Genomic DNA, 24,533 nt, shown 5'->3' with positions numbered 1-24,533 from the left:
GATCACCACCCGCGCGTTCGTTCCCTGGAGGGCTTCCGGACGCCGGCCCCGGCGCACGGCACCTCCCACGGCGGGCCGGCATCTCCTCAAGATCTGCCAAGGCATTTCCTCGAACAAGTGGCTACTTTGGGGTCTCGGTGCTGGTTGCCGTGAATGTCAGCTACAGGCAGCGTAATATGCTGATGAAGGTACAAATTCCTAATCTGTAGGTCACAGGTTCAATCCCTGTCGGGATCACCACGTTTTCAACAGGTTACCAGACGGTTGCATCGGTGCTCGGCTGTGAACGCGCGAGGAAGTCGCGCACCAACGCAAGCGCCTCATCGAAATGGGTTTCCAATAGCCAGTGGCCGGCGCCATCGAGGAGATGGAGCTCTGCTTGCGGCAAGTCGCGCTTGTAGGCGCGGGCCGATGCGGCCGGCATATAGCCATCCTCAGGACCCCAGACGATCAGTGTCGGTGGTTGCCGTTCGCGCAGATAAGCCTGGTATTTCGGGAACCAGTTGAGGTTCGCCTCCAGCTTCTCCATCAGGCCGACCGCGAGCCGCCGACGGGGCGGCGTGTCCATCAGAGGCCAATGGAGTTTCCACAGATCCGGTGGCACGCGCTCGGCCACGGCCTCGCCAACCTCACCGATGAACTCGTGCCGGAAGCCCTCCTCGCTCACCGCTTCTTCCAGCGGGCGATGCTTGTCGGGCGTCTTGTCGTTCCAATACGCCTTGATGGCTGCGTATTTCGGGCCGAGCACGTCTTCGTAGATGTCGCCGTTCTGGATGATAAGCGCGGCAATGCGCTCCGGATAGGCGATGGCGTGGCGCAATCCGATCTGCGAGCCGTAATCGTGCAGCCAGAGCGCATAGTGGGACAGGCCGAGCGTGTCCGCGAAAGCCGCCAAAAACCCGGCATAGGTCTCGAAATCGTAGCCGAATGCAGCCATGTCGGGCGTAGCGCTATAGCCGAAGCCAGGAAAGTCCGGGGCGAACGTATGCCAGCGATCAGCCAGTCCGGGCATCAGCCTTCGAAACTGATAGGAGGAACAGGGATAGCCGTGCGGCAGCAGAAGCACGGGAGCGTCGGCCGGCCCTTCCTCGCGAAAGAAGACAGTAATTCCGTCAACTCTGATTTGGCGGTGTCGCAACTTTGCCTCCTCGATTGAAAGGCTCCGAAAATGACTGGTAACCTCCCGCATCCCGTTGTGAGCGCCTGGACCCGAAACTCATGATCAGGTCGAGGGTTCCCGGTCGCGGCCGGTGGAAGCGACCAAGGAACCCCGCCGCCGATCAGATCGTTTGGCGATATCAGGCCAGATCAACCTGAGGCAGATATTCCGCATGCTCGCAATCGCATGGAGCCGAACATCGGCAAAGTCTGCCGTGGATACGGGGCTTGGCGCAATGCTGCGTGACGTCGATTATGTCCTGCAAAAACTCGACTGGATGCGCGCCGAAGGCATCTGGCCCAACGGCTTGCGATATCTGTGGACCGATGCATTCGGGGTCGTGCTCTACGTCTCGCTTTATACGGAACTTGGCGAAGAGCGCTGGCTGGACGAGGCCGAGCGGCTGGTGGTGGATGTCGAGCGTGTGCTCGGCCGCCGGCGCGGATTGAGGATCGGCGAAGCGGCCGATCGCGACGGCCAGTATTTCCACTATCTGGCGATGTGGCTGTTTGCCCTGGCGCGTCTCGGCGATCTGAAGGCGGAATACCGCGAACGCGGCATTGCGCTGGCGCGGGACATTCACCCGGCGTTTGTGGTCCCCGGCCGCGGCGTGATCTGGAAGATGCAGGAGGATTTGAGCGGTCCTTACCCCGGCTACGGCCTCGGCAGCATGGATGCCTATGACGGCTACGTCTCTTATCGCATGCTCGACGAAGAGGAACTGGCGCCCGAGATCGCGCAGATGCGTGACCTGATGGAGCGCGATTGGCGCACACTCGACGTCGACCAGGACCTCGGCCTCGGCATGATGCTGTGGCTCGCCCATTTCTTTCCCGACGAGCCGTGGGCCGAGGCCCAGACGAGGCGTTCGCTGCGAACCCTGGAAACGATGTGGGTCGACCCGCCCGGTTATTTCAGCCGCGCGCCATGGCTGCGCGATACCAAGTTCGCCTTCACCAATTACGGCGTATCGCTCGGCCTGCAAGCCGCCGGCATCTGGCCGGGGCGTGTCGATAGGCTGAATGCCTTCTTCGAGGACTGGCGCTCCGGCGACGAATACGACCGCGAGGCGATCACCTGGGTGATGGCCTGCACCTCGCGCCTTCCCGGTGCTTTTCTGACCCGGGGTGGCGGGACAATGACTGAAAGAAGCAACCAAGCTCGGGAACGTTCCCCTGCCGGCGCGGTTGTCGATGGAAGACGCAAGGAGCGCGGTTGAAATGGCCATTCTCTTGGGAAAACCGGGAAGCTGTTGGGTAGCGGCAGCCAGATCCACGAACTATCCCCAGCTCGAAGGTTCGATCCGTGCGGACGCCGTTGTCGTGGGTGCTGGAATTGTCGGGCTGACGACGGCGCTTCGCCTTTGCGAGGCAGGCCGGTCGGTGGTCGTCGTTGAAGGCCTGCGCACGGGCGGACAGGTGACCGGCCGCTCGACGGCCAAGATCACCACGCAGCATGCACTGATCTATCGTCATCTCATCGACACTGTCGGCCGGGAGTTGGCGCAGGTCTACGCCGATGCGAATTCCGCCGGCGCCCGACAGATCCGCGATTGGGTTCGCGAGTACGCCATCGCCTGCGATCTCGAGAGCAAGGACGCCTACACCTACACCTGCGATGAAAGCCGGCGCGCGGAGGTCGCGGCCGAGGCGGAGGCCGCGCGCCAGGTCGGGCTGGAGGCCGAGATCCTCGACCACGCGCCGCTGCCTTTCGAAACGGCCGCCGCGCTACGGTTTTCTGACCAGGCGCAGTTCAATCCGGCGATGTATCTGGTTGGCCTGGCGGAAGCGGTGACGGCCCGTGGCGGTCGGATCTTCGAAAACAGCCGCGCCACCTCGATCGACGAGGCAAGCCGCTGGCGCATCGTCACCGATGGCGGCGCCGTTGATGCCGGGCATGTCGTCGTCGCCACCAACATGACGGTGAAGAGCCCCATCGGCATGGCGAACCGGACGCAGCCGCGCTGCCACACCGCCATGGCCTTTCGGATCGACGATCCCTTTACTGTCGACGGCATGTTCATCGGCATCGACGACCCGACGCATTCCATCCGCACGGGCCATGATGCCGAAGGGCCGCTGCTGGTCACGCTCGGCCCCAAGTTCAACACCGGCTGGGACGGCGACGTGGCCAAACGGTTTGTCGAACTGGAAAAATGGGCAAGAAAGAACCTTTCGGTCGGCGACGTCGCGTGGCGCTGGTGCAATGAGGATTATGATACGGCAGACAGAATTCCATATGCCGGCGAGCCCGATCCCACCAAGGCAGCCGGCTTCTACATTGCCACCGGCTTCAACGCCTGGGGCATCACCAACGGGACGGCCGTGGGCGCGATGATCGCCGACCTGATCTGCGGCCGCCCGAGCCCATGGCAAAAACTCTACGATCCGGCCCGGCCCTATCCTGAGGACTTCCACAAGAACGGCCGCAGTCAATCGATCGTCTCGAGCACCCACGACATTGCGCGTGGTATGGGGGGCGTGATCGTCAGGGGAGAGGAAAAGATTGCGGCGTGGAGAGACACCGAAGGCGCACTACAGGCGGTTTCGGCGACTTGCACCCATAAGGGCTGCACCGTAACCTGGAACACTGCGGACCACACCTGGGATTGTCCCTGCCACGGCTCGATCTTCGCGGCCGATGGTTCGGTCATCCACGGCCCTGCCCGAAAACCGCTTGCCCAGATTACGTTGTGAAGGCGGCGACCGACGTCGCCCGCGTCACGCCGGCCGTTCGTAGGTTCCGACCAACTCCGTCTCCTCCAATGCGTGTTTCTGGGCTTGCTTCCAGACCTGATGCACGCCCGCCTGTCCCGGTACGCTGAGGCTCGGCACATCAAGCGCGGCCAGCCGGAAATGGTAATGATGGACGCCATGCCCTACGGGCGGCTGCGGGCCATCGTAATAGGCATTGCCGAAATCGTTGGTGCCCTGCCTGAGTGCCGACGGACCGGGCTTGCCGTCTGCTGCCTCGGCGAGTTCGCCGGCATCGGGCGGGATGTTGAATACCGCCCAATGCCCGAAAGTCCCGCTTGGCGCATCGGGATCCAACACGACAAGAACAAGGCTCTTGGCACCATCCGGAACGCCGGACCACTTCAGTGGCGGCGAGACGTTCTGGCCGTCACGCGTATACCTTTCGGGAATTTTTCCGCCTGCCGGGAACGCCGGGCTGATAAGGGTGAGTGGCATTGCTGTTTCCCCAAGAAGATTGCGACCAAGAAACCCGCGCCGGCGCCGTTCACGCCGCTTGCTGAGCTTCGGCGACGCGTCTGATCTCTCCTGGCAGGGATTCCCACACCTTGTGCATCTGTCCTTCTCCGACATGATGGGCAAGCACCTTGGACACGGCCCTGAATGCATCCTTGGAATCGACCGGACGGGTGAATTCAAGCTCCGCCTTGATCTTGGCCAGAAACTCGTCGAGCGACCGCACCTTCTCGGGAGCCTTGGAAGGTTGAAATTGGTCATAGAAGGCGCCACGCACCAGAATCGGCAGCTGCGAGCCGAGGTGGGCTGCAAGATCCGGCTGCATACGGTCGCGCAGGGCGTGTAGCACCGCTCCGAGAACGTGCCAGGCGACCTGCCGATCCGGTCCAATCTCGTCCATGATCTCGTCGAGCCAGATGTTCGTGGTCTGCAGTGTCTTGTCGAATACGTCGAGTCCAGTGGCGTTCATCGAATCCTCCTTCCGTTCAAATCCGATTACGGCGGATGTGACCAAACAGTCCTACCTGCCGGTTGTTCCCCGATGCGCATTCCGGGGTTTTTCGGACCGCCTTTCCCGGCCGGCGTGCGGAACATCCTCATGGGCGGACGAGTTTTATTTGCTGTCGCCGATCAGCCATCCCACGGGATGTAGCCGCAGGTTGGTGAAAGCACATCCACCGGGAAAACAGATGCACGCGGATTGAAGGTCATGGCCGTCATATTTTCAGATCGCCGCGAGGCCGGGCGGCAACTCGCCGGGGAGCTCGTTCGCTTTGCCGGCCGCGACGACGTGATCGTATTGGCGCTGCCCCGAGGCGGCGTGCCGGTCGGCTACGAGGTCGCGCAGGCACTCAAGGCACCGCTCGACGTCTTCGTCGTGCGCAAGCTCGGCGTCCCCGGCCACGAGGAACTGGCCATGGGGGCGATCGCGCCCTCCGGCGTACGTGTCCTGAACGACGAAATCGTCAGCGGTCTCGCGATCCCGCCATATGTCATCGACGCGGTCGCTGCAAAGGAGGAAAAAGAGCTTCTGCGCCGCGAGCACCTCTATAGGGCCGGGCGACCCCCACCGCAGTTGAATGGACGGACCATTATCCTCGTGGATGACGGGCTTGCGACCGGATCGACCATGCGGGCCGGAATCAAGGCGCTGCGAAAAAACCACGCCGCCCGTATCGTCGCGGCCGTTCCCGTCGGTAGCCCCGACACTTGCGACGCGATGCGGGCGGACGCCGACGAGGTCGTTTGCGCGACGACACCAGAGCCGTTGCTCGGTGTCGGGCGCTGGTACGTGGATTTCTCGCAGACGAGCGATGAAGAGGTCCGCGCGCTGCTCGCCAGGTCCGTGCCCAAGCCTGCAGCTTCCGACAAGCCTGCCGCTTCCGAAGAGGAGTTGGCTGGGCACGCGGGCGCGGGTCCGGCGCGCGGCACCAGATCGCCATAGCGGAGGTGGATATGGACCGGCATAGCGAGCACGTCGTTCATGTTCCCGCGGGGCCTGTCACGCTCGAGGGCAATCTTTCGTTGCCCCCGGATGCTCCTGGCCTCGTGCTCTTCGCCCATGGCAGCGGCAGCAGCCGCCACAGCCCGCGCAACCGCTACGTGGCCGCAAGGCTGAACGAGGCGAACCTCGCCACCTTCCTCGTCGACCTGTTGACGGCCGAAGAGGAGCGGATCGACCAGGTCACGGCCGAGTTGCGCTTCAATATCGGACTGCTCGTCGATCGGCTGGTTGGCGTCACGGATTGGCTCGGCGCCTCGCCGGACACGTCGGGGTTGCGTCTTGGCTATTTCGGCGCGAGCACGGGCGCCGGTGCCGCCCTCGTGGCGGCGGCCGAGCGGCCCGACCAGGCCGCGGCCGTGGTTTCGCGTGGTGGCCGGCCCGATCTCGCAGCGCTCGCCCTGCCGCGCGTCCGGGCGCCGACCTTGCTCGTCGTCGGAGGCGCGGACACGCAAGTGATCGCACTCAACCGCTCGGCGCTGGTGGCGCTCCGCGGCGAGAAGGAGCTCGCCATCGTCCCTGGCGCGACACATCTGTTCGAGGAGCCCGGCGCCCTGGACGAAGTCGCGGATCTCGCTACTCAATGGTTCTTGCGCCATCTGATTTCGGACGGATCGGCGTCGACGTCCTGACAGCCGGGGCTTGGATCACCAGTCCCGGGATCATTTGCGTCCTCAACGCGTTATGATCCTCATAAGACCGCGCGCAGCGGCAACCCGAAAGGCTGTCGCAACCCGTATGTGGGAGAAAGACAATGCCGGACAAGAAAACCATCGAGAAGGCCCGAAAGGACAAGCGCGAGGGCAAATCGCCGAGCACTCAGGCCGGCGAGTTCGTGCACGAGGAGATCGATAAAATCCGCCGCGGCGAGCACGGCGCGCGGTCGACCCAGCAGGCTATCGCCATCGGGCTTTCCGAGGCGAGGCGCGCAGGCGTAGACCTGCCCCCGCCCAAAAAGGCCAAGGTGAAGGAGAGCACGCGCAAGAGCGCCGAATACGCCTATGAGGCCGGCCAGGGCGAACGCACGCCGAAACGCCGCCCGCGGGTCTCGAAGGCCGTTTCCAAGGTGCTCGAGCACGAGCCGAAGAGCGCGGCGTCGCACGAGGCGCTCTCGCAGCAGGCCAAGCGTGCGGCCTCGCGCCGGACGGCTGAGGAGCGCTCGGCCGCCGCGAAGAAGGCCGCCGAGACGAAAGGCGCCAGCGGAAGGAAGGCGGCGGCGCAGAAGGCCGCCAGAACGCGGGCACAGCACGCATAGTTCAGGACGGCAGTTCGCCTCCTGGAAACCCGATATGGCCCAAACGACCGGCGAGATCGCCAGTCATAAACGCTTATCCCCGCCACACCCCTTCCCGGCGCAGATCGTCCATCGTGCGCGAAATACCTTGGCGCAGGATCGACACCATGTCGTCGATCTGCTCGCGCGTGATGATCAGCGCCGGGACATGACGCACATATTGATCAGCGGCCTGACCAGCAGGCCGAGCTCGCGGCAATGCGTGTCGATCCCGCTCCGCAGCTTGATCCGCCTCGCTTATGGCCCCGAGGCTCTGCTGTCGATGGCCGACTGAATAATTTTTCGGGCAGCAATGCGGCCGGCGACGATGGCGCCCTCGACATAGCCCGGAAATGACGGCGACAGCTCCGACGAGGCAAAATGGACCAGCGGAGCGCCCGCACGGATAATGCGTTCGGCATCAGTTGCCGTCGCATCGACGATCAGATCGCTGTAACCGCCGCCGCTCCAGCGATCCCCGGTCCAGTCGCGATAACTGAGATCGATAATGCCGGCCGCCTCGATACCGAGCGCCTCTTCCAGCTTTGACGTCACCTTTGCGCGTAACGCCGCGTCGTCCATATCCCGCCAGCGCTGCGCCAGCGGCCCGCCGATGAAGACGACAAGTGCTGCATGATCCTCGTCCCTGCTGGCATCGCAGGCAAAAAGCCCGTGCGGGTCGCGCCACATCACCATGCCGCTCAAGCCCCTGTCGCGCCAGAAAGCCTTGGGGTAGCGCACCAGCATCTTGATCACCGCGCCGCTTTGCCAGACGCTGAGGGCCCTCTTCAGCACAGCCGGCAGCGGCGGCACGAAATCCACTCTCGAGGCCATCATCGGCGGTACGGCGACCAGTACCGCTCGTGCCTCGATCGCGCCGGCAGGCGAAACGACGCGAACCCCTCCCGGGCCGTGCTCAATGGCCTCGACAGCTGTACTCAGCCGCAGTCGATCGCCGAGATCCCGCGCAAGATCATCCGCCAGCGAATGCATGGTTTCGCCCACGAAATACTGCAGCTCCGACACCTCGTTGGTGATGCGGCGATCATTGTCGATCAAGTACCACAGCGGCAGCCTTTCCATTGCCAGGCACCACAGGCCCTCGATCATCGACCGAAAGGCGGCCTTCGCATCGTCGGGATCGGCCTGGCGATCGAGCCATGCCGCGACCGTCAAGCCGGCAATGGTCGGGTCTGTCGGTGCGATCGCGTTCATCCGCTCGCGCATTCGCATCGCGGTGCCGTAAGTGCGCACGGCTTGCGCCTCGCTCATTCGCGGCTGCGTGACGAATTCGCCTGCGACATGGGTCTCGACCAATGTCTTGCCGCGCGCTCGCACCAACGCCATTAATTCCGGCATGTCTTCGCACAGGAACTGTCCGCCGCTGTCGATCCGCTCGCCGAGCCCGTTCTGCACGGCTTCGGCGCGGCCGCCGACACGGTCGCGGGCCTCGAGCAGCACGACATCGATGCCGGCGTGGTCCAATTCATGCGCGGCCGACAGGCCGGTGAAGCCGGCGCCGACGATCGCCACATCGGCTCGTTCGATCTTGAACTTCATTAGCCGGCCTTGATCTTCTCGAATGTCAGGGGCCGGATCATTGTCTTCATTGCTGGTCCCACCCTCTTTTTGATGGTTCACGCCGGCCTGGCACCGCGGGCTGCGGAGTTCGGATAGTGCTTGGGGAATGCCGCAGACAGGAACTCGTTCGCGGCCTGCAGCGCCGTCTCGCGTGTGGCGTCCTCGGTGCCCATCATCAAATGCAGCCACAGACCATCCAGCATGGCGCTGAGCGCCAGCGCCATGACTTGCGGCTCATAGGCATAGAAGCCGCTCTGCTTGAGCGCCGCGCAAAGATCGATGAAGATGTTCTGGTAGACGGCATCGCGTGCGCTGCTCAGCGCCTGATATTTCGGTCGCGATTTGGCCTCGCCCCAGAAGGCACACCAGGCAGCCAGCTTCCGCTTGTTGCAGATCGAGCGGTCGAAATCGGCCGCCACCAATGCCTGCAGCTGGCGGGCGGGATCATCGCCGGCACTTTGCAAGGCGCTGCGCCAATGCGCCGAATACTCGTCATGCATGTACCGCAAAGTGGCGACGAGCAGCTTCTCCTTGCTCTCGAAATGGAAATTGACGATGCCGCGCGACAGGCCGGCGCCGTCGGCGACGTCGGCCATAGTCGTTTCCGAATAGCCGCGCTTGGCCAATGAATCGATAGTCGCTTCGATCAGTTGAACCTGCCTTGTCTGCTTCGACGCTTTGCGGCCGCGCTTATCGGAATCGCTTTTTCGCGCCGGTTCGAGGAGGGCTTCGCGCGCCTCTGTTGTCTTCATCGGGTAACGGTCTCCAGCATCGCCGGCTAGCCGACCGGCTTCGGCCGCGAAGATCAGTGGGACGGTGTTTGGCACTGTCAAGCACCTTCTGCATGGCTGCCCATATTCGAATGTTCTCGTCGAGACTGCACCCTTATAGAAAACGACGTCGAAGGCGCCATCGGCGAAAGGCAGCGATCCCGGCACGCGGACCAGATCAGCGCCGCCGAGTCCGCCTGCAGCGGATCTTGAGTCGAGATCTACGCCAGGCGCGAGCTGCAATATCAAAAGCTGCTGAAGCGTGCCAAACTGGTGCCGCGGCTGGTCATCAAGCTCGGCCGCCGCACTGCCAATCGCCTGCGGATTTCTGAATATGGCCGACGACATCGACAGTCACGAAATCGACGCCGAAGCCGCCGAACAGTGGCAGCTGGTCAACACGCCGCTCGGCGAAAAATGGTCGGGCCGCACCCGCTATGCCGCGGCCATGTTCTTCTACAAGCGCGGCGAGATGAGCGCTGAAACGCTGGAGGTCTACCGCATTTGTGCGAGGCTGGATTCGACCGATCCGCTGCCGATCATCCGCGACCGCGGCATTGGCCAGGACTGGCTTAAACGCATGAGGTTCGAATAGTCCGCCTCCAAACTGTGTTCCGGACAAGCCGGCATCACCCGCTTAGCCGATGGTCTTTTCCAAGATGCCGAGCCAGTTGCGATAGGCGATCTTCTCGATCAGCGCGCGCCCGAAGCCGCGCGCCGCGAAAGCGTCGAGCAATCTTGGCAGGCCGGCAACGTCGCCTATCACGGCCGGGATCATGGCGCCGTCGAAATCCGAGCCCAGGCCGACGCCGTCTTCGCCCAGCGCCTGCAGCAGCGAATCGACATGGCGCACCATGATGTCGAGGCTGGTGTCGGCGTTCATCCTGCCGTCCTCACGCAGGAACCCGGTGGCGAAATTCAGCCCGACCATGCCGCCGGACTCGCGGATCGCGCCGAGCTGCCATTCGGTGAGGTTGCGCGAATGGCCGCAGATCGCGTGCACGTTTGAATGGGTCGCGACCAGCGGTGCGTCACTGATCTCGACGACGTCGCGGAAACCTTTTTCGTTGAGATGCGAAAGATCGATCATGATCTTCAGCTGGTTGCAGGCTTTCACCAGCGCCTTGCCGGCATCGGTCAGCCCCGGCCCTGTGTCGGGCGACGAGGGGAAGCGGAACGGCACGCCGTGGCCGAAGGCGTTGGGACGGCTCCAGACGATGCCGAGCGAGCGCAGGCCGGCTGCGTGGAGAACGTCGAGCAGGGTGAGCTCAGGGTCGATCGCCTCGACCCCTTCGATATGAAACACCGCCGCAATCGAGCCTTGCGCCATCGCCTTCCTCACATCGCCGGCGCTGCGGCAGACGGTAAGCGCCGAAGCCCGCTCCAGCCTGAACAGGATCGAGGCCATCGCTACGGTAGAGTTGAGCGCATCGGCGCGCGGAACCTCGGGCGGCAAGGGCTCGCTGTCGCTCGGCGCCAGCGGCACCGTACCGCGTTTGGATTTCTCGGCAGGCGGCGGGAAGATCGCGAACATGCCGCCGGCAAATCCGCCTTTCTTCGCGCGCGGCAGGTCGATATGGCCACCCGGCGTCCCCTCGACGAACAGCTTTTCGACGTCCGCATCCTTCGACTGGTAGAGCCTGAGCAGCGTGTCGTTGTGGCCGTCGAAGACGGGAACGAGATCGGATTCGGTCATGGGGGCCATTCGGTTGAAGTGGTCGGTCCGCAGAAGGCGAGCCGGTTGTTGCCAATACTTAGGCAAGACGGGCGCTCTGCGCAAATCCCGCATGTTTGCCTTGTGTTTGTACGCCGCCAATGGTCGAAGGGGCACGCGGTAAAGCCGCGCACCCTTTCTCCTGTCATTCATCGAGGGGCTGTCTCTTACCGCTTCAGCACGTCCGCCCATTCCGGATGGCGGCGGAACTGAGCATTGGCGAACGGGCAAAGCGGGATGATCGTCTTGCCCGCCGCACGCGCATCCTCGACGGCACGGGTGACCAGGCGAAGTCCCGCGCCCTGCCCGCGAAATGCATCCGGCACTTCTGTATGGTCGATGATGATCTGGTGCTCGCCGATCTTGGTGAAGGTCATCTCCGCCTCGGCGCCGTCCGGCCCACGCAGGAAGTAGCGGCCCTTCGAGCCGCGGTCCTCCAGTTCAATTTCCGGCAATAGGTCAGACATGGCTTGCGGTCCTTTCATCCGACGCCACGGCGAACAGCTGCCGCGCCGCCTCGATCTCGCCCGGCCGCACCTCATGGCCGCCGTCATGCCACTCGACTGTGACATCGGCGCCATCGGCGCGCAAATAGGCTTCGAGCCGCGCCGTCAAATTAGGCGGACAGATCGGGTCTCGCCTGCCGGCGGTGACCAGGATGCGGCTGCCGCCAAGGCTGCCCTTGACCTCCGGCTCGAACGGGATCAGCGGATGCATCAGCACCGTTGCGTCGAACAGCGACGGCTCGGCAAACAGCACCGAGGCCAGGATGTTGGCGCCGTTGGAATAACCCAGGCCTAGCACCGACGATGGCTTTGCCGCCTCGACATGCGCCTTGACGAAGCCGGCCATCTTGTCCGTCGCTCGCGTGAGGTCGCCCATGTCGTAAACGCCCTCGCCGGTACGACGAAAAAAGCGTGCGGCGCCTTGTTCCGAGACATCGCCCCGCGGGGCAACGATCGTTGCTTGCGGCGCAAGATCGCGCCCAAGCGACAGAAGCTGATCCTCGTCGCCGCCAGTGCCATGGAAGACGAAGAGCAACGGTCCGCCCGGCGAACCGGGCAGCACCTTGTGAATATACGAATCCTTGCTCATAACCTTGCCCTCAGTCTTCCAGTTTCTGCAGATGCTGCTCGAGATAGGGCCGCAAATGCTGGTGTTGCGACGGCAGTTTCAGCGCCTCGCCGAGATGGGCGGTATCCTCGTCGCGGTCGAAGCCCGGCTCGTTGGTGGCGACTTCGAACAGCACGCCGCCCGGTGTGCGGAAGTAGATCGCCCAGAAATAATCGCGGTCGATCACTGGCGTCACCTGATAACCTGTATCGAGCAGCGCCTTGCGCACTTCGAGCTGCTTGGCGCGGTTCTCGACGGCGAAAGCGACATGGTGGACCGAGCCGGCGCCGAGATTGGCGAAGCCGGCCCCTGGCAGCGATTCGATATCGACCACATCGGCGCCGTTGCCGTTCTTCACCGCCAGCCGCCTGACGTTGCCGGATTTGTCGACCTCCTCATAACCCATGAATTTCAGCAGCTCTTCGGTGGCGCCGCCATCTTTCAGCCTGAGCGACACCGAGTGGAAGCCGCGGATCGCCTCGTCGGTGGGGATGCCACCCTTGGCCCATGGCGCACGGCTGTCCGCTCTGTCCTCGACCAGCGCAAACCCGTCGCCGTCGGGACCGGCAAACGCAAGACGCTTCTCGCCGAACGTCTCCTCGCGTGACAGCCCGGTGACACCTTGCTCGGCTAACCGTTTCTCCCAATAGCCGAGCGTGCCCTCGGGCACCGAATAAGCGGTGGTGCCGACTTCGCCGACTCCATGGCGGCCTTTGCCGATTTTCGGGAACGGGAAGTAGGTCATCACCGAGCCGGGCGTGCCGACCTCGTCGCCGTAATAGAGGTGGTAGACGTCGGGTGCGTCGAAATTGACGGTTTTCTTGACCCGCCGCAGGCCGAGCGTCCCGGTGAAGAATTCATTGTTCTGGCGCGCATCGCTGGCCATCGAGGTGACGTGATGCAGGCCCTTGACCTGGTCGAGCATGTCTGTTGCTCCTTTCCTTGTGTCGGTGCGGCCCTTGCCGCTGTCCACCCGAATATGAGCATCCGCCTCCTGGCCGCAAAGGCGGCAAACACAGAATGGACTGTGCTGTTAAAGTGAACGATGAAGCAGGTTTTGTTCACCATTTGGCAAACTGGACCGGCTTGCATACTCGCCGAAATTGCGCTCCATGAGCGACGCATGTAGCCAGCATGAGGATACAGCGGTTGAGTGGAAAACGCCCCAACATTCTCCTGATCACCTGCGACCAATGGCGCGGCGGCTGTCTGTCAGCTGCTGGGCACAAGGTGGTAAGGACGCCGAATGCCGACGCGCTGGCTGCCGAGGGCGTTTTGTTCCGGAAGCACTATGGCGCCGCCGCACCTTGCTCGCCGGCGCGCGCCTGCCTCTACACCGGCCTTTACCAGATGAACAATCGTGTCTGCCGCAACGGCACACCGCTCGACGCCCGCCACGGCAACATAGCGCTCTGGGCGCGCGCCCTCGGCTACGATCCGACGCTGTTCGGTTATACCGACACCGCGCGCGACCCGCGCACGCTGGCGCCTGGCGATCCGCAGCTGAAGAGTTATGAAGGCGTGCTGCCGGGCTTTACCGTGCGCCAGCTTCTGCCCGAGCATCAGAGGCCCTGGCTGTCATGGCTCAAGGCGCGCGGCGTCGATGCCGGCGCCGGCTCCCCCGACATCCACCGCCCGGCGGGCGAAATCCTGGAAAACGACGGCGAGATCAGCAACGCCCCGCCAATCTATTCGAAGGACGAGACGCCGTCGGCCTTCCTGGCTGGCGAATTCATCCGCTGGCTCGGCGAGCAGGAGCACGATGCGCCGTGGTTCGCGCACCTTTCCTTCATCAGCCCCCATCCGCCCTTCATCGTGCCGGCGCCTTACAACACCATGTACGATCCGGCCGTCGGCCCAGCTTTTGACCGCGCTGAAAGCTGGCAGGCCGAAGCAGCAAGCCACCCCTATCTCGCCTATGAATTAGACCGGCAGGAACGGTCGAAATTCCGCCCCGGCTCGGAAGGTAAGGTGCGCGACTGGAGCGACGATAGTTTTCGCCGCATCCGGGCGCTCTATTACGGCATGATCTCGGAGGTCGACGCGCAGCTTGGCCGTGTCTGGCAAGCGGTCAAGGCGGCCGATGCATGGGACGACACCGTCATCGTGCTGACCTCAGACCACGCCGAGATGATGGGCGATCATTTCATGCTGGGCAAGGGCGGCTTCTTCGACGGCAGCTTCCATATTCCGCTGATCATTCGCGATCCGCGCCGCCGCAAGGCTGCCGGCAGCAGTGTCGACCGCTTCACCGAGGCGGTCGATTTGGCACCGACCTTGCTCGAGCTCACTGGGCTCGAGCTCACCGGCGGCGAAGTGCTGCCGCGGCTCGACGGCCGCTCGCTGGCGCCTTTCCTGGACGCAACGGAGCCGGACGATTGGCGCGATGCGGCGCATTGGGAGTTCGATTTCCGCTCGATCGCCGATGGTGATGCAGAACGCTATTTCGGTATCGGTCCGCGTCAGTGCAATCTCGCTGTCATCCGCACCCAAAAGTTCAAATATGTGAATTTCGGGGGCGGCCTGCCGCCCTTGCTCTTCGACCTGGAAAAAGATGCCGGCGAGCTGGCCAACGTCGCTGACGACCCAGCCTATCTGCCGGTGCGGTTGGAACTTGCCGAAAGGCTGCTTGCCTGGCGGGCCGAGCATCTCGACCAATCTCTGGCGCTCGCCGAATTGATGGACAATGGCGTTGCCGGCCATGTCGCCGGCTTTCCCTCGCCATAAACAAAGCCCGCGCCGTTGCCGGCGCGGGCTTCTATCGACCTGTGTGCTGCTTAGCGCATGATCATGCGCTGTTTGTCGCGGTTTTGCGCATAGCTGGCCTTGTCATAGGGGGCCTGCGCTTCGAGCTGCTCCTTGGTGAAGTTCGTGTAGAGATAGCGCTTGCCGTTCTTGTCGGTCATGAATTTCAGGTTGTCCATGCCGACCGCCACCTCCTTCTCGCCGACACCGAGGAACCCGCCGACATCGATAATGACTGCATCGACCTTTTTATCGGCGCCCAGCACGATATCGCCGATCTCGCCGACGTTGACATCGTTGGCGCCGTAAACGGTCGTTCCAACCAGATCCTCGGCCCGGATCTGGCCGATCGGCATTTCAGTCAACGTCGACTTGTCGATCGACCCGGTTTTGGTCTGGTCGGCCGTTGCGGGCGCTGGGGCGTTTTGAGCCGTCTTGCCGGCCTGGTCAGCGTTATTGGTCGTCGCAGTGTTGTTGGTCGACGCGGTGTTGCTGGCCATCACGGTAGGCGTGACGGTGGCAGGCGCATTGGCATCGTTCGAAGCAGTGGATGCCGGCGCCGGATCATAGGCCTTGCGGTTGAAGTCCGGCTGCGCCTGCAGCTCTTCCTTGGTGGTTTGCGCGACCAGCCAGCGATCGCCGTTCCTCTCGGCCCACTGCGCCTTGTCGAAATCATAGGCGACGTTCTTTTCGCCGATGCCGAGGAAGCCGCCGACGCCGATGATCAGCGATTGCGCTTTGGCTTCCTTGTTGATGACGATGTCGTTTACGTCACCGATGTTTTGGGCGTCGTCGCCGGTGCCGTTATAGACGGTCTCGCCGATGATATTGGTGGCGAGATTGCCTTCGGCGCGCTTCACTGGCTCAGCCGGCGCGGCAGGCGCTGGCGTTGTATTTTGCGCGCTGGTGGAAGCCGAAGGGGCGGCGGGTGCCGCATTATCGGCCGAAGCTGGCGGCGGAGGCGGATCGTAAGGCTTCCGGTCGAAATCCGGCTGAGCCGTCAACTCATCCTTCGTCGTCTGAGCTATCAGCCAGCGGTCGCCGTTCTTTTCTGCCCATTGCATCTTGCCGTAGTCGAAGGCGACATTCTTGGTTCCGATGCCCAGGAATCCGCCGACGCCGATGACGACGGATTTTACCTTGCCGCGCTCGTCGAAGACGATGTCGCTGACGTTGCCGATATTCTGGGCATCGGCGCCGGTGCCGTTATAGACGGATTCGCCGATGATGTTGGTAGCAAGGCTGCCCTCGGCCCGTTGCACCGGAGCGGCTGGAGCGGGGTTCTCTACTGCGGGTGGCTGCGCCGGCGCCGGGGTCGTCGCCGACTGCGCAAAGGCACCCGTCGCAATCAATGTTGCGACTGCTGTCGTGGTTAAAAGGGTGCGGATCATCTTAGTGTCTCCTCGTCGGTGATTTCGTGCACGCCCTGCCCGCCTGGCGTCACTGCGGGCGCAGCGTCTTCTGCATGTTCACAACGTTGTGACCACACTGTTGTTCCGAAAAAAGCCGTGGTGCACCCGGTACGATGTCAATGGTTCTCGGATTCACTGCGCTGGTCGAAAGGAACATTTTCTCGGCCGCGCCGTTCCACTCCCGGCTGGGACCCCGTCCCGGCCGGATAGGTGCTGGAAAAAATGGAACGGCCATGCGGTTTGCAGCGGTGCTGAACAAGGACGGCGGCACCCTGCGCACCATCGATCTTGAGGCCTTCGCCAGTCGGATGCGCAGCACGCTTGAGACTGCCGGCCACTCGATCGATATCGAAATCGTTGCCGGCAAGGATATCGTCGCCACACTGGACGGCGTAGCTTCCAGGCGCGGCATCGACGCCGTGCTGGCCGGCGGCGGCGACGGCACCATTTCGGCCGCGGCAGCCCGTTTGATGAATGGGGAGAAGGCACTGGCAATTCTGCCGGCTGGCACAATGAACCTTTTTGCGCGCGGCCTCGGCATTCCGCAGACCCTCGATGCGGCGCTGAAATCGTTTGCCGACGGCGAGGTGATGGCGATTGACATTGCAACAGCCAACGGCCGGCCTTTCGTGCATCAATTCTCGATCGGCATGCATGCCAGGATGGTGCAACTGCGCCAGAAGATGGAATTCGGCTCGCGGCTGGGGAAAATGCGTGCCTCGGTGCGAGCCGCTTGGGCAACGATCAACAACCCGCCGGCGATGAACGTAACGCTGACGATCGGCGAGGCCGAGATCAAAACCCGGATCACCGGTATCGGCATCACCAACAATCTGTTTGGCGAGGGCCACCTGCCCTATGCCGATGATCCGGCAGGCGGCGTGCTGGGCATCTATGTCACCGTAGCACGGCGGCGCGGCGAATTGATCAGGTTCCTCTTTGACGTCGCCCGTGGGAAATGGCGCGGCAACGAACATGTCGAAATCCATCAGGCAAACCGCGCCGTTTTGAAAATCCATTCGACGAACAGGAAAGTTCAGGCCGTCATGGACGGCGAACTGGTAAAGCTCGATCGCGAGACGACCGTCGAAATCCATCCGCGCGCGTTGAATGTTCTCGTCCCGGCGCGCGCCGCCGAGGCAAAGGTTGCCTGACGTGGGATGCCTGATGTGGGGCTGCGTGATGCGAGCTGGCACGAGCGATGGGGAGAACCTAGCCGCTGGGCGTGTTGCCCTGTTCGGTCTTCGGCGTCTCGATCATCCAGCCGTAGATTTCGGCGACGCCCCAGGCGATAAAGGCCAGCAGCAGCGCGGCGATCAGGATACGAAGGACATGCCGACCCCGCCGCCCTTGACGGGCTTTGTTTTCAGGAATGGTTTTTGGCATTGTCTGGCTCCATATTTGGCGCCGGCAGGCGTAACTGGCGGGGCGTTGGCTGGTAACGGTCCCCCGCAGCGAAAGTTCCGGCTCTGCAAGGCGGCAAACGGGCCGGTTGGCCTGATCAATCAGCGGAGCCGGCCACTGGGGGCATAGTGGACGACAATAGCCAGAACACGCCGGGTCTGCCGGCCGATATTCGCCGTGTGGTGGGCGCCGCGGACCGTCTTGCCGTGCTGCACGGCCTCGACGCGCTGGACAGGGCTGCCGACCCTGATTTCGATCGCATTGGCGGTCTTGCCGCTTCGGCGATGCAAACGCCTGTCGCACTGATCACGCTGCTCGACGCCGAGCGGCAGTGGTTCAAGTCCTGTATCGGCCTCGACCAGACCGAAACCGCGACCGAGACATCGTTCTGTGCCTATGCCATCGCAGCCGGCAACGTGCCGATGGTGGTGGCCGACGCGGCGGCCGATCCGCGGTTCAAAGCCAATCCGCTGGTCACCGGCGAGCATCATATCCGCTTTTACGCAGGCGTGCCGATCATGATCGACGGCGCGCTGATCGGCACGCTGTGCGTGCTCGACCGGAAGCCGCACGCGCATCCCTCCTCTGTCCAGCTCGACCAGTTGTCGGCGCTGGCTGGACTCGCCGCCAGCCTGTTCACGCTGAAGGATGCAACCCGCAGCGCGGCGATCGCCAAGGCCGCATTGGTTCGAGAGGAAAAGCGGCGCGCTATCGCGCTCGACGCGGCTTCGCTTGCCAGCTGGGCATGGGATATCCGCAGCGACATGATCGACTGCGACGTCCTGCTGCCCGAATTGTTCAACCTGCCGAAGTCGAACAGGCTGAGGGCGCGCGACATCCTGACCGCCATCGACCCGCGCGACGTTCACCAGACCGAAACACGCTTTCGCGACGCGCTGACCGGCAGCGATGACTATTTTGGCGAATACCGTGTCAGAGGCCTCGATCCGCCACGATGGGTCGCAACGCGCGGCCGCGTCATAGAGCGCGACGGCGAGGGCAAGCCGACGCTGATCTTCGGCGTCAATTACGACATCACTGAACGCAAGCTAGGCGACGAACGCCAACGGCTGTTGCTGCGCGAGCTCAATCATCGCGTCAAGAACACGTTGGCAACTGTACAGGCGCTGGCCACGCAGACCGTTCGCCATGCCCGCCAGCCAAGCGAATTCCTCGGCGCCTTCAGCGCCAGGCTGCAGGCACTGGGCGTTGCGCACAGCCTGCTGTCGGACCGCGAGTGGCGCGGCATCGGCATCCGCGAGCTGGTGCAGATCGAGGTAAAGCCGTTCCAAGCCGCCGGACAATCGCGGATGGCGATCTCCGGCGCCGATGTCTTGCTCTCACCCGACCAGGCAGTCGGACTCGGGCTGATCCTGCATGAACTGGCAAGCAACGCACTGCAATACGGGTCGCTCTCGGTTTCTTCCGGAAAGGTCGATCTCGATTGGAAGGTACAAGGCAGGAAGGGTGCACGGCGTCTGTTGCTGGCCTGGCGCGAAAGCGGCGGCCCGCGGGTTGCGCCGCCCGAACGCCATGGCTTCGGCTCGATCCTGATCCGCCGCAGCCTGGCCAAGGTCATTTCCAGCGAGGTGACCCATGAATTCCGGCCGGATGGCGTGGTCGCGGAAATATCGATTCCGCTCGAAGATTTGTAACGCCGGCATTTTGCGACCGGCGCCAGAACCGTTTGCCCTGAACTATCCCCTCCGAACTATTCGGGTTTGCCGGTATCCGGATTATCCGAGCCGCGCTTCACATTCTCGCGGTAGATGGCGTAGGCAGCGAGTGCTATCGCCGGGCCGAGAATGGCGCCCAACCCGCCCTTCGCCAGGCCACCTTTGCCCTTGAGCAGCGCCGGCAGCACGGCGAGTGCCGCAGTGATGCCGATAGCCTTCATGTCGGCGTTGCGTCGCTTCGCCCGGCGCCTGGCGCGCGAGCCGGCCGACATCCGGTAGACGAGCAGGATGAGACCGGCGATTGCCAGAAAGCCGATCCCGAAGCTCAGGCAAGCTGCCATCGGCCCATAGCGGGCCGCCGCCCAGATATAGGCCGCCCCGACGAGGAACCCGAGGCCGCACAGCGCCGCGAGCGCTGCGACCGAATAGACAATCGCAGCGACGCGCACGCGTTGCACCGCCGCAATGGTTTCGCCCGAGGCAAGGCCCGAGATCAGCGATGCAAGCATTCCCATGCGTGCAGAACTAGCGGCGCGCGAGAAGCGCGAAGAGGAATCCGACGCCTGCGGCGATCGCCAGCGAAGTCACCGGTTTTTCGCGCATATGCGCTATCATCTGCGCCTCGATGTCCCTGGCGTTGGCGCGCAAGCTATCGAAAGCTGCCTCGCCTTGGGTTCGCAACTGCTCGACGCCTTCGGCGGCGGCTCGCCGCGCTGCCCCGTAGCCATGTTCGCCAGTTTTGGCCAACAGCTTGGTAAGTTGATCGATGTCGGCCTTCAATTGTGCGATGTCGGCCTCAATATCGGAATTCGTGCGGGCTTCGTTCCCGGCCTTACCTGCGGCAGTCGCCATTGCTTCACTCTCCATGATTTTGCTCGGTCGAAACGCCCGACAGACCCCAAGGTTCCGGCGCGAACCTCTTCTAACCCTATCTCCGGCAGCGCGCGTTGCAAATGCCTTGCATGGGCCGAGGCCGACGCATCCGCGCCGGCACGTCTTTTTTAAATGACAGCATGCCAAATAACGATCATGACTTCCCTCGTTTCACGATACGCATTTAAGGAGATATTGCTGCGTGCGCGCATCACTTGACGGTTTGCGGATTCTTATCCTGGAAGATGAGTTCCTGATTGCCATGGATATCGAGCAGCTTTGCCGCGACTACGGCGCGCTCAATGTGGTCATCGCCCGTGATCTGACTGAGATCGAACAGCAAGACGTTGCCGCGCAGTTCGATGTCGCCATCGTCGACCTCATGCTGAGCGGCGTTTCGACGCTCCAATTTGCTTCGCGGCTGCGTGAAGCGGGCATCCCGTTCGTCTTCGCCTCGGGCTATTCGGATACCGATGAGATCAAGAAATCCTTTCCCGGCGTCAGGCTGGTCACCAAGCCCTATTCGGGAGACGATCTCCTCGAGGCAGTGGCGGCGGCCTGCAGGCGAACGCCTCTCCGCTGAGGCGCGGAGCGGTTCGAACACGCCGCGCCTCACGCAGCCGTCGACCCGGTTACCTGAGCCGAAATTGCGTCCGGGCCATACTCGTCTTCACCGGAGATCTTCAGGATTTCCTGCAGCCGTGTGCGGGCGCGGCTGACGCGGCTCTTGATCGTTCCGACGGCGCAGCCGCAGATCTCGGCCGCTTCCTCGTAGGAGAAGCCGGACGCGCCGATGAGGATAATGGCTTCGCGCTGGTCTTCTGGCAGCAATTCGAGCGCGCCGCGAAAGTCCTCGAGGTCAAGCTGGCCGTGCTGGGCCGGGTGAACGGCAAGCCTGGCCGTCATGACGCCATCGCTGTCCTGCACCTCGCGGCCGCGCTTGCGCATCTGCGAATAGAATTCGTTGCGCAAGATCGTGAACAGCCATGCCTTCAGATTGGTGCCGGGCTGGAAGCTTTCATGCTTGTCCCAGGCCTTGACCAATGTTTCCTGCACCAGGTCGTCGGCCTTGTCGGCGTTTTGCGTCAGCGACACGGCAAAAGCCCGCAGGCTCGGGATCGAGCCGAGCAAGTCGGTCTTGAAGCCCTGGGAGACGGCCGCCATGCCTCAGTCCTTCTTTTGTACAGGTTCGGCCTTTTCCAACTGGCTGAGCAGTTGGGCGAAGCGATCCGGCACATTGTCGGAGACCAGCTCGTCGTAGTATTGTTTGAGTTTGCGGCCGATTTCCGAGTTCGGCCCAAGCGGGTCGCGGGAAGCAGCCCGGCGCCCGTTGCCAACGCCACCCATGGTAGCTTTCGTCATGTTCTTCATTCGCCCTTTTGTCCCAGCCTTAAGCCGCCCTTCAACACATAACGCAAGGCAAGCGGCAGCCTCGTCTGGTTGCCCAACCCGCCCTTAAACGCCAGCCCATATACTTAGTTCCGCATGATCGGAACTTTTTCGCAGAACCTGCGTTTTCACCTTTGGGCCCTGCGAACCGTTTTTAGCTGTAACATGCATCACGTCATATGAGGGAGACGTCCAATATGAGCCTATCAGCAACCATCGCTCCGCACCTGCCGTTCCTGCGTCGCTTCTCGCGCGCTGTATCCGGATCGCAGGAGAGCGGCGACGCGCTGGTCGCCGCAATGCTCGAGGCCATCATTGCCGATGTCGACATCTTTCCGAACGCATCGAACGACCGCATCGCGCTCTACAAGGTCTTTGCCAAGCTCTTCACCTCAGTGGCCATTCGCGTTCCGCAGGAGCATGCCCAGTCGGCATGGGAACAGCGTGCCGCGGCCAATCTGAATGCAATTGCGCCTCGTCCCCGCCAAGCCTTTCTGCTGGTCGCGGTTGAAGGCTTCAGCGAAGACGAGGCGGCGGAGATTCTCGACGTCGACGAACAGGAATTCTCCGAACTTCTCGCGCAGGCGAGCAACGAGATCTCCCGCCAGGTGGCAACCGATGTGCTGATCATCGAGGATGAGCCGCTGATCGCCATGGATATCGAGGAAATGGTCGAAAGCCTCGGCCACCGCGTCGTCGGAACGGCGCGCACCCACGCCGAGGCGGTGGCGATGTTCGGCAAGACGCGGCCAAAGATGGTGCTTGCCGATATTCAGCTTGCCGACGGCAGTTCGGGCATCGCGGCCGTCAATGAGATCCTGTCGTCCACCTCGGTGCCGGTGATCTTCATCACCGCCTTTCCCGAGCGCCTGCTCACCGGCGAGCGGCCGGAACCGGCTTTCCTCGTCACCAAGCCGTTCAACCCGGATATGGTCAAGGCTCTTATCAGCCAGGCCCTGTTCTTTGACCGGCACGCGAAAGCCGCGGCATGAACAGCGGGCGGCCGAGTTGCCGCCGCCAGGGTGTGGGATAGCCACTCTTCTTGGACCCGAGGGGGCGTGACGCCGGCTTAACATACGCAGCCAACTGCTGCCGAACCTGACGAGGACCTTTTCGCACACATCGCAGCAATTCGGGCCGTAACGATTTTCAGCATCGTCTTTTTCGGGAAATGGTGGAACAAACGGAGGCGAATCACGTTTTCACCGCAGCATTGGAAGGAGATGGATCATGCTTTACTGGGCGCTCGTATTTCTAGTCGTGGCGATCATCGCCGGTGCGCTTGGTTTCGGCGGCATCGCTGGCACTTCGGCCGGCATAGCGCAGATATTGTTCTTCATCTTTCTCGCCTTCCTGATCATATCGCTAATTGCCGGCCTGATCAGACGGGCGTGAATGCCAGCGGCCATTCAAGCGAACACTGGAAGCCGCACCCCTCAAACGGTTTCCAGCCACCGCCGGGCAGTGTCCTCCAACGGGATGCCGCTCGGCGGACCGCTTTTAGGGCTTGATCCGCAGCTCCTCCTTTTGGAACCCATTTTTCCGTGAGCCGTTCAGCCTGACGTGGGTTGAGCAAAATTGACCGATGCGTTCCAGAGTCGGAAAAATGAAAGACCGCGGCCGGAGTGATGAGATCATCGCTTTGCATCCCGGAATGCAGCTTGGCCGGGTCCTTCTCCATGCACTGCACAATACCGGGATTTCCGTTCTATACCAGGATCGCGAGATGAAAACTGTGTGGGCGCGCAACATGCGCGCACCATGGAATTCCGATGCCTCCGACAACAACGGCATCTTGCCACCGGCGCAGGCAGAGCGTATCGGCGCCGCCAAGCACGACGTCATCGTCTCCGGCAATCCTCAACATCTCGAACTCAGCGTGCCGGCCGATGATGGCGCCCGCTGGTTTCAGGTGTGGATCGACGCCGACCGCAGCGACACCGGCGCGGTGCAGGGCGTCGTGACCACCATGGTCGAAACAACCGAGCAGAAACGCCGGGAGCAGACGCTGAAGGCGCTGCTGCGTGAAGTCAGTCATCGCTCCAAGAACCTTTTGGCCATCATCCAGAGCATCGCCACCCAGACAGGCCGTTATTCCGGCAGCATTGATGATTTCCTGACGCGTTTCCGTGGCCGATTGCAGTCGCTGGCCTCCTCGCAGGACCTAGTCACGTCATCCAACTGGCGGGGCGCAGCGCTGCGCGAGCTGGTTTCCGGTCAGGTCGGCAGGTACGGCGCGGACCCTTTACACAGCCTGCGTTTCCGCGGCGCAAATCCATATCTCAACCCCAATGCCGCCTTGCACATCGGCTTGGCCATGCATGAGCTCGCCGTCAATTCGGTCAGCTATGGCGCGCTGTCGCGCAGCGACGGTTTCGTCGAGGTGACGGCCGATCTGACGGCAGCTTCCGCTGGCGAGCCTGCGCTGTCGCTGACATGGGCAGAAGCGATCGGAGCCAACGACAATCAGCGCAGCGAGAAGCGTTTTGGCAGCGTCGCGCTTGAACGCGTCGTACCCACATCGTTGAATGGAACGGCGACACTTGAGATCACCGGGAACCGCCTCGAATACCGCCTTCTTGTTCCTCACGGCAATTTCGAGACGGATTGAACGAACGGCGGCCGCCGCGAGAAGGGTTCTGCGCATCGCCAACTTTAACCGACTGTTCACCATAAAGTCCGATCCTGTCCGACGTGTCGATCCATCGATTGAG

The 24,533-nt window shown here is 62.7% G+C and carries 28 protein-coding genes and 1 pseudogene; 13 read left to right on the top strand and 16 right to left on the bottom strand.

Features of this window, described 5'->3' with window-relative positions:
- Positions 1–253: 253 nt before the first annotated feature.
- On the bottom strand, positions 254–1,189 hold the full coding sequence (locus tag NKH42_RS07830; protein WP_352704354.1) for an alpha/beta fold hydrolase: 936 nt from the start codon (positions 1,187–1,189) through the stop codon (positions 254–256).
- Between the two features lie 205 nt (positions 1,190–1,394).
- Between NKH42_RS07830 and NKH42_RS07825 the strand changes: the two genes are divergently transcribed.
- Positions 1,395–2,378 (top strand): hypothetical protein, encoded by a 984-nt coding sequence (locus tag NKH42_RS07825; protein WP_352751183.1) that lies wholly within the window; start codon positions 1,395–1,397, stop codon positions 2,376–2,378.
- Position 2,379: 1 nt separating this feature from the next.
- Positions 2,380–3,855, top strand: a complete 1,476-nt coding sequence (locus NKH42_RS07820) for an FAD-dependent oxidoreductase (protein ID WP_352704350.1) — start codon at positions 2,380–2,382, stop codon at positions 3,853–3,855.
- A 24-nt stretch (positions 3,856–3,879) separates the two neighbouring features.
- On the opposite strand, the gene NKH42_RS07815 is transcribed toward NKH42_RS07820, so the two are convergent.
- Entirely contained in the window at positions 3,880–4,350 is a 471-nt protein-coding gene (locus tag NKH42_RS07815) for a YbhB/YbcL family Raf kinase inhibitor-like protein (protein ID WP_352505044.1), read from the bottom strand.
- Positions 4,351–4,399: 49 nt separating this feature from the next.
- Complete coding sequence (locus NKH42_RS07810; RefSeq protein WP_352704348.1) at positions 4,400–4,837, bottom strand: DUF2267 domain-containing protein; 438 nt, start codon at positions 4,835–4,837, stop codon at positions 4,400–4,402.
- Positions 4,838–5,077: 240 nt separating this feature from the next.
- On the opposite strand from NKH42_RS07810, the gene NKH42_RS07805 reads away from it, so the two are divergent.
- From NKH42_RS07805 to NKH42_RS07795, 3 genes are all read left to right on the top strand, one after another.
- A complete protein-coding gene (locus tag NKH42_RS07805; protein WP_352751184.1) occupies positions 5,078–5,812 on the top strand; it encodes a phosphoribosyltransferase in 735 nt (244 codons plus the stop codon).
- Positions 5,813–5,823: 11 nt separating this feature from the next.
- Entirely contained in the window at positions 5,824–6,501 is a 678-nt protein-coding gene (locus tag NKH42_RS07800; protein ID WP_352704344.1) for a dienelactone hydrolase family protein, read from the top strand.
- 122 nt (positions 6,502–6,623) lie between these two features.
- The gene (locus NKH42_RS07795) at positions 6,624–7,124 is read left to right on the top strand and encodes a DUF6496 domain-containing protein (RefSeq protein ID WP_352704342.1); all 501 of its coding nucleotides are present in this window, start codon (positions 6,624–6,626) and stop codon (positions 7,122–7,124) included.
- Positions 7,125–7,197: 73 nt separating this feature from the next.
- Here NKH42_RS07795 and NKH42_RS07790 read toward each other — a convergent pair.
- From NKH42_RS07790 to betI, 3 genes and pseudogenes are all read right to left on the bottom strand, one after another.
- Positions 7,198–7,373 (bottom strand): annotated as a pseudogene (locus NKH42_RS07790) (aspartate aminotransferase family protein); the annotation flags it as partial.
- Between the two features lie 27 nt (positions 7,374–7,400).
- Positions 7,401–8,702, bottom strand: coding sequence for a flavin monoamine oxidase family protein (locus NKH42_RS07785; RefSeq protein WP_352737982.1), 1,302 nt, complete (start codon positions 8,700–8,702; stop codon positions 7,401–7,403).
- 77 nt (positions 8,703–8,779) lie between these two features.
- Positions 8,780–9,475 carry a transcriptional regulator BetI gene (gene betI, locus NKH42_RS07780; RefSeq protein ID WP_352737995.1) on the bottom strand — a complete coding sequence of 232 codons (696 nt, stop codon included), beginning with the start codon at positions 9,473–9,475 and terminating at the stop codon, positions 8,780–8,782.
- 352 nt (positions 9,476–9,827) lie between these two features.
- On the opposite strand from betI, the gene NKH42_RS07775 reads away from it, so the two are divergent.
- A complete protein-coding gene (locus tag NKH42_RS07775) occupies positions 9,828–10,088 on the top strand; it encodes a hypothetical protein (RefSeq protein ID WP_352737984.1) in 261 nt (86 codons plus the stop codon).
- Positions 10,089–10,130: 42 nt separating this feature from the next.
- Here NKH42_RS07775 and NKH42_RS07770 read toward each other — a convergent pair whose 3' ends face one another.
- The 4 genes from NKH42_RS07770 to NKH42_RS07755 form a co-directional block, all read right to left on the bottom strand.
- Positions 10,131–11,189, bottom strand: a complete 1,059-nt coding sequence (locus NKH42_RS07770; RefSeq protein WP_352737986.1) for a dipeptidase — start codon at positions 11,187–11,189, stop codon at positions 10,131–10,133.
- A 185-nt stretch (positions 11,190–11,374) separates the two neighbouring features.
- Positions 11,375–11,674: a GNAT family N-acetyltransferase gene (locus NKH42_RS07765; protein ID WP_352687334.1), complete on the bottom strand. Its 300-nt coding sequence runs from the start codon at positions 11,672–11,674 to the stop codon at positions 11,375–11,377.
- Positions 11,667–12,302 (bottom strand): alpha/beta hydrolase, encoded by a 636-nt coding sequence (locus NKH42_RS07760; RefSeq protein ID WP_352505036.1) that lies wholly within the window; start codon positions 12,300–12,302, stop codon positions 11,667–11,669. Before NKH42_RS07760 ends, NKH42_RS07765 begins: the two co-directional genes overlap by 8 nt.
- A gap of 10 nt (positions 12,303–12,312) precedes the next feature.
- Positions 12,313–13,245: a VOC family protein gene (locus NKH42_RS07755; RefSeq protein WP_352751185.1), complete on the bottom strand. Its 933-nt coding sequence runs from the start codon at positions 13,243–13,245 to the stop codon at positions 12,313–12,315.
- Positions 13,246–13,469: 224 nt separating this feature from the next.
- Between NKH42_RS07755 and NKH42_RS07750 the strand changes: the two genes are divergently transcribed.
- Complete coding sequence (locus NKH42_RS07750; RefSeq protein WP_352974023.1) at positions 13,470–15,047, top strand: alkaline phosphatase family protein; 1,578 nt, start codon at positions 13,470–13,472, stop codon at positions 15,045–15,047.
- 50 nt (positions 15,048–15,097) lie between these two features.
- Here the strand turns inward: NKH42_RS07750 and NKH42_RS07745 are convergent, their stop codons facing one another.
- Positions 15,098–16,456 (bottom strand): PRC-barrel domain-containing protein, encoded by a 1,359-nt coding sequence (locus tag NKH42_RS07745; RefSeq protein ID WP_352704338.1) that lies wholly within the window; start codon positions 16,454–16,456, stop codon positions 15,098–15,100.
- Positions 16,457–16,710: 254 nt separating this feature from the next.
- Between NKH42_RS07745 and NKH42_RS07740 the strand changes: the two genes are divergently transcribed.
- Positions 16,711–17,631 carry a diacylglycerol/lipid kinase family protein gene (locus NKH42_RS07740; protein ID WP_352704336.1) on the top strand — a complete coding sequence of 307 codons (921 nt, stop codon included), beginning with the start codon at positions 16,711–16,713 and terminating at the stop codon, positions 17,629–17,631.
- Positions 17,632–17,689: 58 nt separating this feature from the next.
- On the opposite strand, the gene NKH42_RS07735 is transcribed toward NKH42_RS07740, so the two are convergent.
- Positions 17,690–17,863, bottom strand: coding sequence for a hypothetical protein (locus NKH42_RS07735; protein ID WP_292659198.1), 174 nt, complete (start codon positions 17,861–17,863; stop codon positions 17,690–17,692).
- Positions 17,864–18,009: 146 nt separating this feature from the next.
- On the opposite strand from NKH42_RS07735, the gene NKH42_RS07730 reads away from it, so the two are divergent.
- The gene (locus tag NKH42_RS07730) at positions 18,010–19,536 is read left to right on the top strand and encodes a sensor histidine kinase (RefSeq protein ID WP_352505032.1); all 1,527 of its coding nucleotides are present in this window, start codon (positions 18,010–18,012) and stop codon (positions 19,534–19,536) included.
- A gap of 56 nt (positions 19,537–19,592) precedes the next feature.
- On the opposite strand, the gene NKH42_RS07725 is transcribed toward NKH42_RS07730, so the two are convergent.
- Together NKH42_RS07725 and NKH42_RS07720 are read right to left on the bottom strand one after the other, a co-directional pair.
- Positions 19,593–20,072, bottom strand: a complete 480-nt coding sequence (locus NKH42_RS07725) for a hypothetical protein (protein WP_352505031.1) — start codon at positions 20,070–20,072, stop codon at positions 19,593–19,595.
- Between the two features lie 10 nt (positions 20,073–20,082).
- Positions 20,083–20,409, bottom strand: coding sequence for an ElaB/YgaM/YqjD family protein (locus tag NKH42_RS07720; protein ID WP_352505030.1), 327 nt, complete (start codon positions 20,407–20,409; stop codon positions 20,083–20,085).
- A 283-nt stretch (positions 20,410–20,692) separates the two neighbouring features.
- Here NKH42_RS07720 and NKH42_RS07715 point away from each other — a divergent pair, with 283 nt between their 5' ends.
- Positions 20,693–21,013, top strand: coding sequence for a response regulator (locus tag NKH42_RS07715; RefSeq protein ID WP_502896068.1), 321 nt, complete (start codon positions 20,693–20,695; stop codon positions 21,011–21,013).
- A gap of 29 nt (positions 21,014–21,042) precedes the next feature.
- Here NKH42_RS07715 and NKH42_RS07710 read toward each other — a convergent pair whose 3' ends face one another.
- Positions 21,043–21,594: a sigma-70 family RNA polymerase sigma factor gene (locus tag NKH42_RS07710; RefSeq protein WP_023678544.1), complete on the bottom strand. Its 552-nt coding sequence runs from the start codon at positions 21,592–21,594 to the stop codon at positions 21,043–21,045.
- A gap of 3 nt (positions 21,595–21,597) precedes the next feature.
- On the bottom strand, positions 21,598–21,801 hold the full coding sequence (locus tag NKH42_RS07705) for a NepR family anti-sigma factor (RefSeq protein WP_023678543.1): 204 nt from the start codon (positions 21,799–21,801) through the stop codon (positions 21,598–21,600).
- A gap of 215 nt (positions 21,802–22,016) precedes the next feature.
- Between NKH42_RS07705 and NKH42_RS07700 the strand changes: the two genes are divergently transcribed.
- From NKH42_RS07700 to NKH42_RS07690, 3 genes are all read left to right on the top strand, one after another.
- Entirely contained in the window at positions 22,017–22,811 is a 795-nt protein-coding gene (locus tag NKH42_RS07700) for a response regulator (protein WP_352476204.1), read from the top strand.
- 238 nt (positions 22,812–23,049) lie between these two features.
- Complete coding sequence (locus NKH42_RS07695; protein ID WP_023678541.1) at positions 23,050–23,214, top strand: DUF1328 domain-containing protein; 165 nt, start codon at positions 23,050–23,052, stop codon at positions 23,212–23,214.
- A gap of 190 nt (positions 23,215–23,404) precedes the next feature.
- A complete protein-coding gene (locus tag NKH42_RS07690; protein ID WP_352505028.1) occupies positions 23,405–24,430 on the top strand; it encodes a sensor histidine kinase in 1,026 nt (341 codons plus the stop codon).
- Positions 24,431–24,533: the final 103 nt, after the last annotated feature.

The sequence above is a fragment of the Mesorhizobium sp. M1142 genome (assembly GCF_040318565.1).
Classification (GTDB): domain Bacteria; phylum Pseudomonadota; class Alphaproteobacteria; order Rhizobiales; family Rhizobiaceae; genus Mesorhizobium.
The sequence above is the reverse complement of the archived record's forward strand: the minus strand, read 5'-3'. Positions and strand labels throughout refer to the sequence as shown.

What these genes read in the sequence shown, in the direction of transcription:
- NKH42_RS07765 (WP_352687334.1), bottom strand. Translation starts at nt 11,674, where the DNA reads ATGTCTGACCTATTGCCGGAAATTGAACTGGAGGACCGCGGCTCGAAG.
- NKH42_RS07785 (WP_352737982.1), bottom strand. Translation starts at nt 8,702, where the DNA reads ATGAAGTTCAAGATCGAACGAGCCGATGTGGCGATCGTCGGCGCCGGC.
- NKH42_RS07705 (WP_023678543.1), bottom strand. Translation starts at nt 21,801, where the DNA reads ATGAAGAACATGACGAAAGCTACCATGGGTGGCGTTGGCAACGGGCGC.
- NKH42_RS07820 (WP_352704350.1), top strand. Translation starts at nt 2,380, where the DNA reads ATGGCCATTCTCTTGGGAAAACCGGGAAGCTGTTGGGTAGCGGCAGCC.
- NKH42_RS07710 (WP_023678544.1), bottom strand. Translation starts at nt 21,594, where the DNA reads ATGGCGGCCGTCTCCCAGGGCTTCAAGACCGACTTGCTCGGCTCGATC.
- NKH42_RS07810 (WP_352704348.1), bottom strand. Translation starts at nt 4,837, where the DNA reads ATGAACGCCACTGGACTCGACGTATTCGACAAGACACTGCAGACCACG.
- NKH42_RS07700 (WP_352476204.1), top strand. Translation starts at nt 22,017, where the DNA reads ATGAGCCTATCAGCAACCATCGCTCCGCACCTGCCGTTCCTGCGTCGC.
- NKH42_RS07795 (WP_352704342.1), top strand. Translation starts at nt 6,624, where the DNA reads ATGCCGGACAAGAAAACCATCGAGAAGGCCCGAAAGGACAAGCGCGAG.
- NKH42_RS07725 (WP_352505031.1), bottom strand. Translation starts at nt 20,072, where the DNA reads ATGGGAATGCTTGCATCGCTGATCTCGGGCCTTGCCTCGGGCGAAACC.
- betI (WP_352737995.1), bottom strand. Translation starts at nt 9,475, where the DNA reads ATGAAGACAACAGAGGCGCGCGAAGCCCTCCTCGAACCGGCGCGAAAA.
- NKH42_RS07760 (WP_352505036.1), bottom strand. Translation starts at nt 12,302, where the DNA reads ATGAGCAAGGATTCGTATATTCACAAGGTGCTGCCCGGTTCGCCGGGC.
- NKH42_RS07825 (WP_352751183.1), top strand. Translation starts at nt 1,395, where the DNA reads ATGCTGCGTGACGTCGATTATGTCCTGCAAAAACTCGACTGGATGCGC.
- NKH42_RS07775 (WP_352737984.1), top strand. Translation starts at nt 9,828, where the DNA reads ATGGCCGACGACATCGACAGTCACGAAATCGACGCCGAAGCCGCCGAA.
- NKH42_RS07690 (WP_352505028.1), top strand. Translation starts at nt 23,405, where the DNA reads ATGCGTTCCAGAGTCGGAAAAATGAAAGACCGCGGCCGGAGTGATGAG.
- NKH42_RS07735 (WP_292659198.1), bottom strand. Translation starts at nt 17,863, where the DNA reads ATGCCAAAAACCATTCCTGAAAACAAAGCCCGTCAAGGGCGGCGGGGT.
- NKH42_RS07715 (WP_502896068.1), top strand. Translation starts at nt 20,693, where the DNA reads ATGGATATCGAGCAGCTTTGCCGCGACTACGGCGCGCTCAATGTGGTC.
- NKH42_RS07695 (WP_023678541.1), top strand. Translation starts at nt 23,050, where the DNA reads ATGCTTTACTGGGCGCTCGTATTTCTAGTCGTGGCGATCATCGCCGGT.
- NKH42_RS07720 (WP_352505030.1), bottom strand. Translation starts at nt 20,409, where the DNA reads ATGGCGACTGCCGCAGGTAAGGCCGGGAACGAAGCCCGCACGAATTCC.
- NKH42_RS07745 (WP_352704338.1), bottom strand. Translation starts at nt 16,456, where the DNA reads ATGATCCGCACCCTTTTAACCACGACAGCAGTCGCAACATTGATTGCG.
- NKH42_RS07830 (WP_352704354.1), bottom strand. Translation starts at nt 1,189, where the DNA reads ATGCGGGAGGTTACCAGTCATTTTCGGAGCCTTTCAATCGAGGAGGCA.
- NKH42_RS07770 (WP_352737986.1), bottom strand. Translation starts at nt 11,189, where the DNA reads ATGACCGAATCCGATCTCGTTCCCGTCTTCGACGGCCACAACGACACG.
- NKH42_RS07755 (WP_352751185.1), bottom strand. Translation starts at nt 13,245, where the DNA reads ATGCTCGACCAGGTCAAGGGCCTGCATCACGTCACCTCGATGGCCAGC.
- NKH42_RS07800 (WP_352704344.1), top strand. Translation starts at nt 5,824, where the DNA reads ATGGACCGGCATAGCGAGCACGTCGTTCATGTTCCCGCGGGGCCTGTC.
- NKH42_RS07815 (WP_352505044.1), bottom strand. Translation starts at nt 4,350, where the DNA reads ATGCCACTCACCCTTATCAGCCCGGCGTTCCCGGCAGGCGGAAAAATT.
- NKH42_RS07740 (WP_352704336.1), top strand. Translation starts at nt 16,711, where the DNA reads ATGCGGTTTGCAGCGGTGCTGAACAAGGACGGCGGCACCCTGCGCACC.
- NKH42_RS07805 (WP_352751184.1), top strand. Translation starts at nt 5,078, where the DNA reads ATGGCCGTCATATTTTCAGATCGCCGCGAGGCCGGGCGGCAACTCGCC.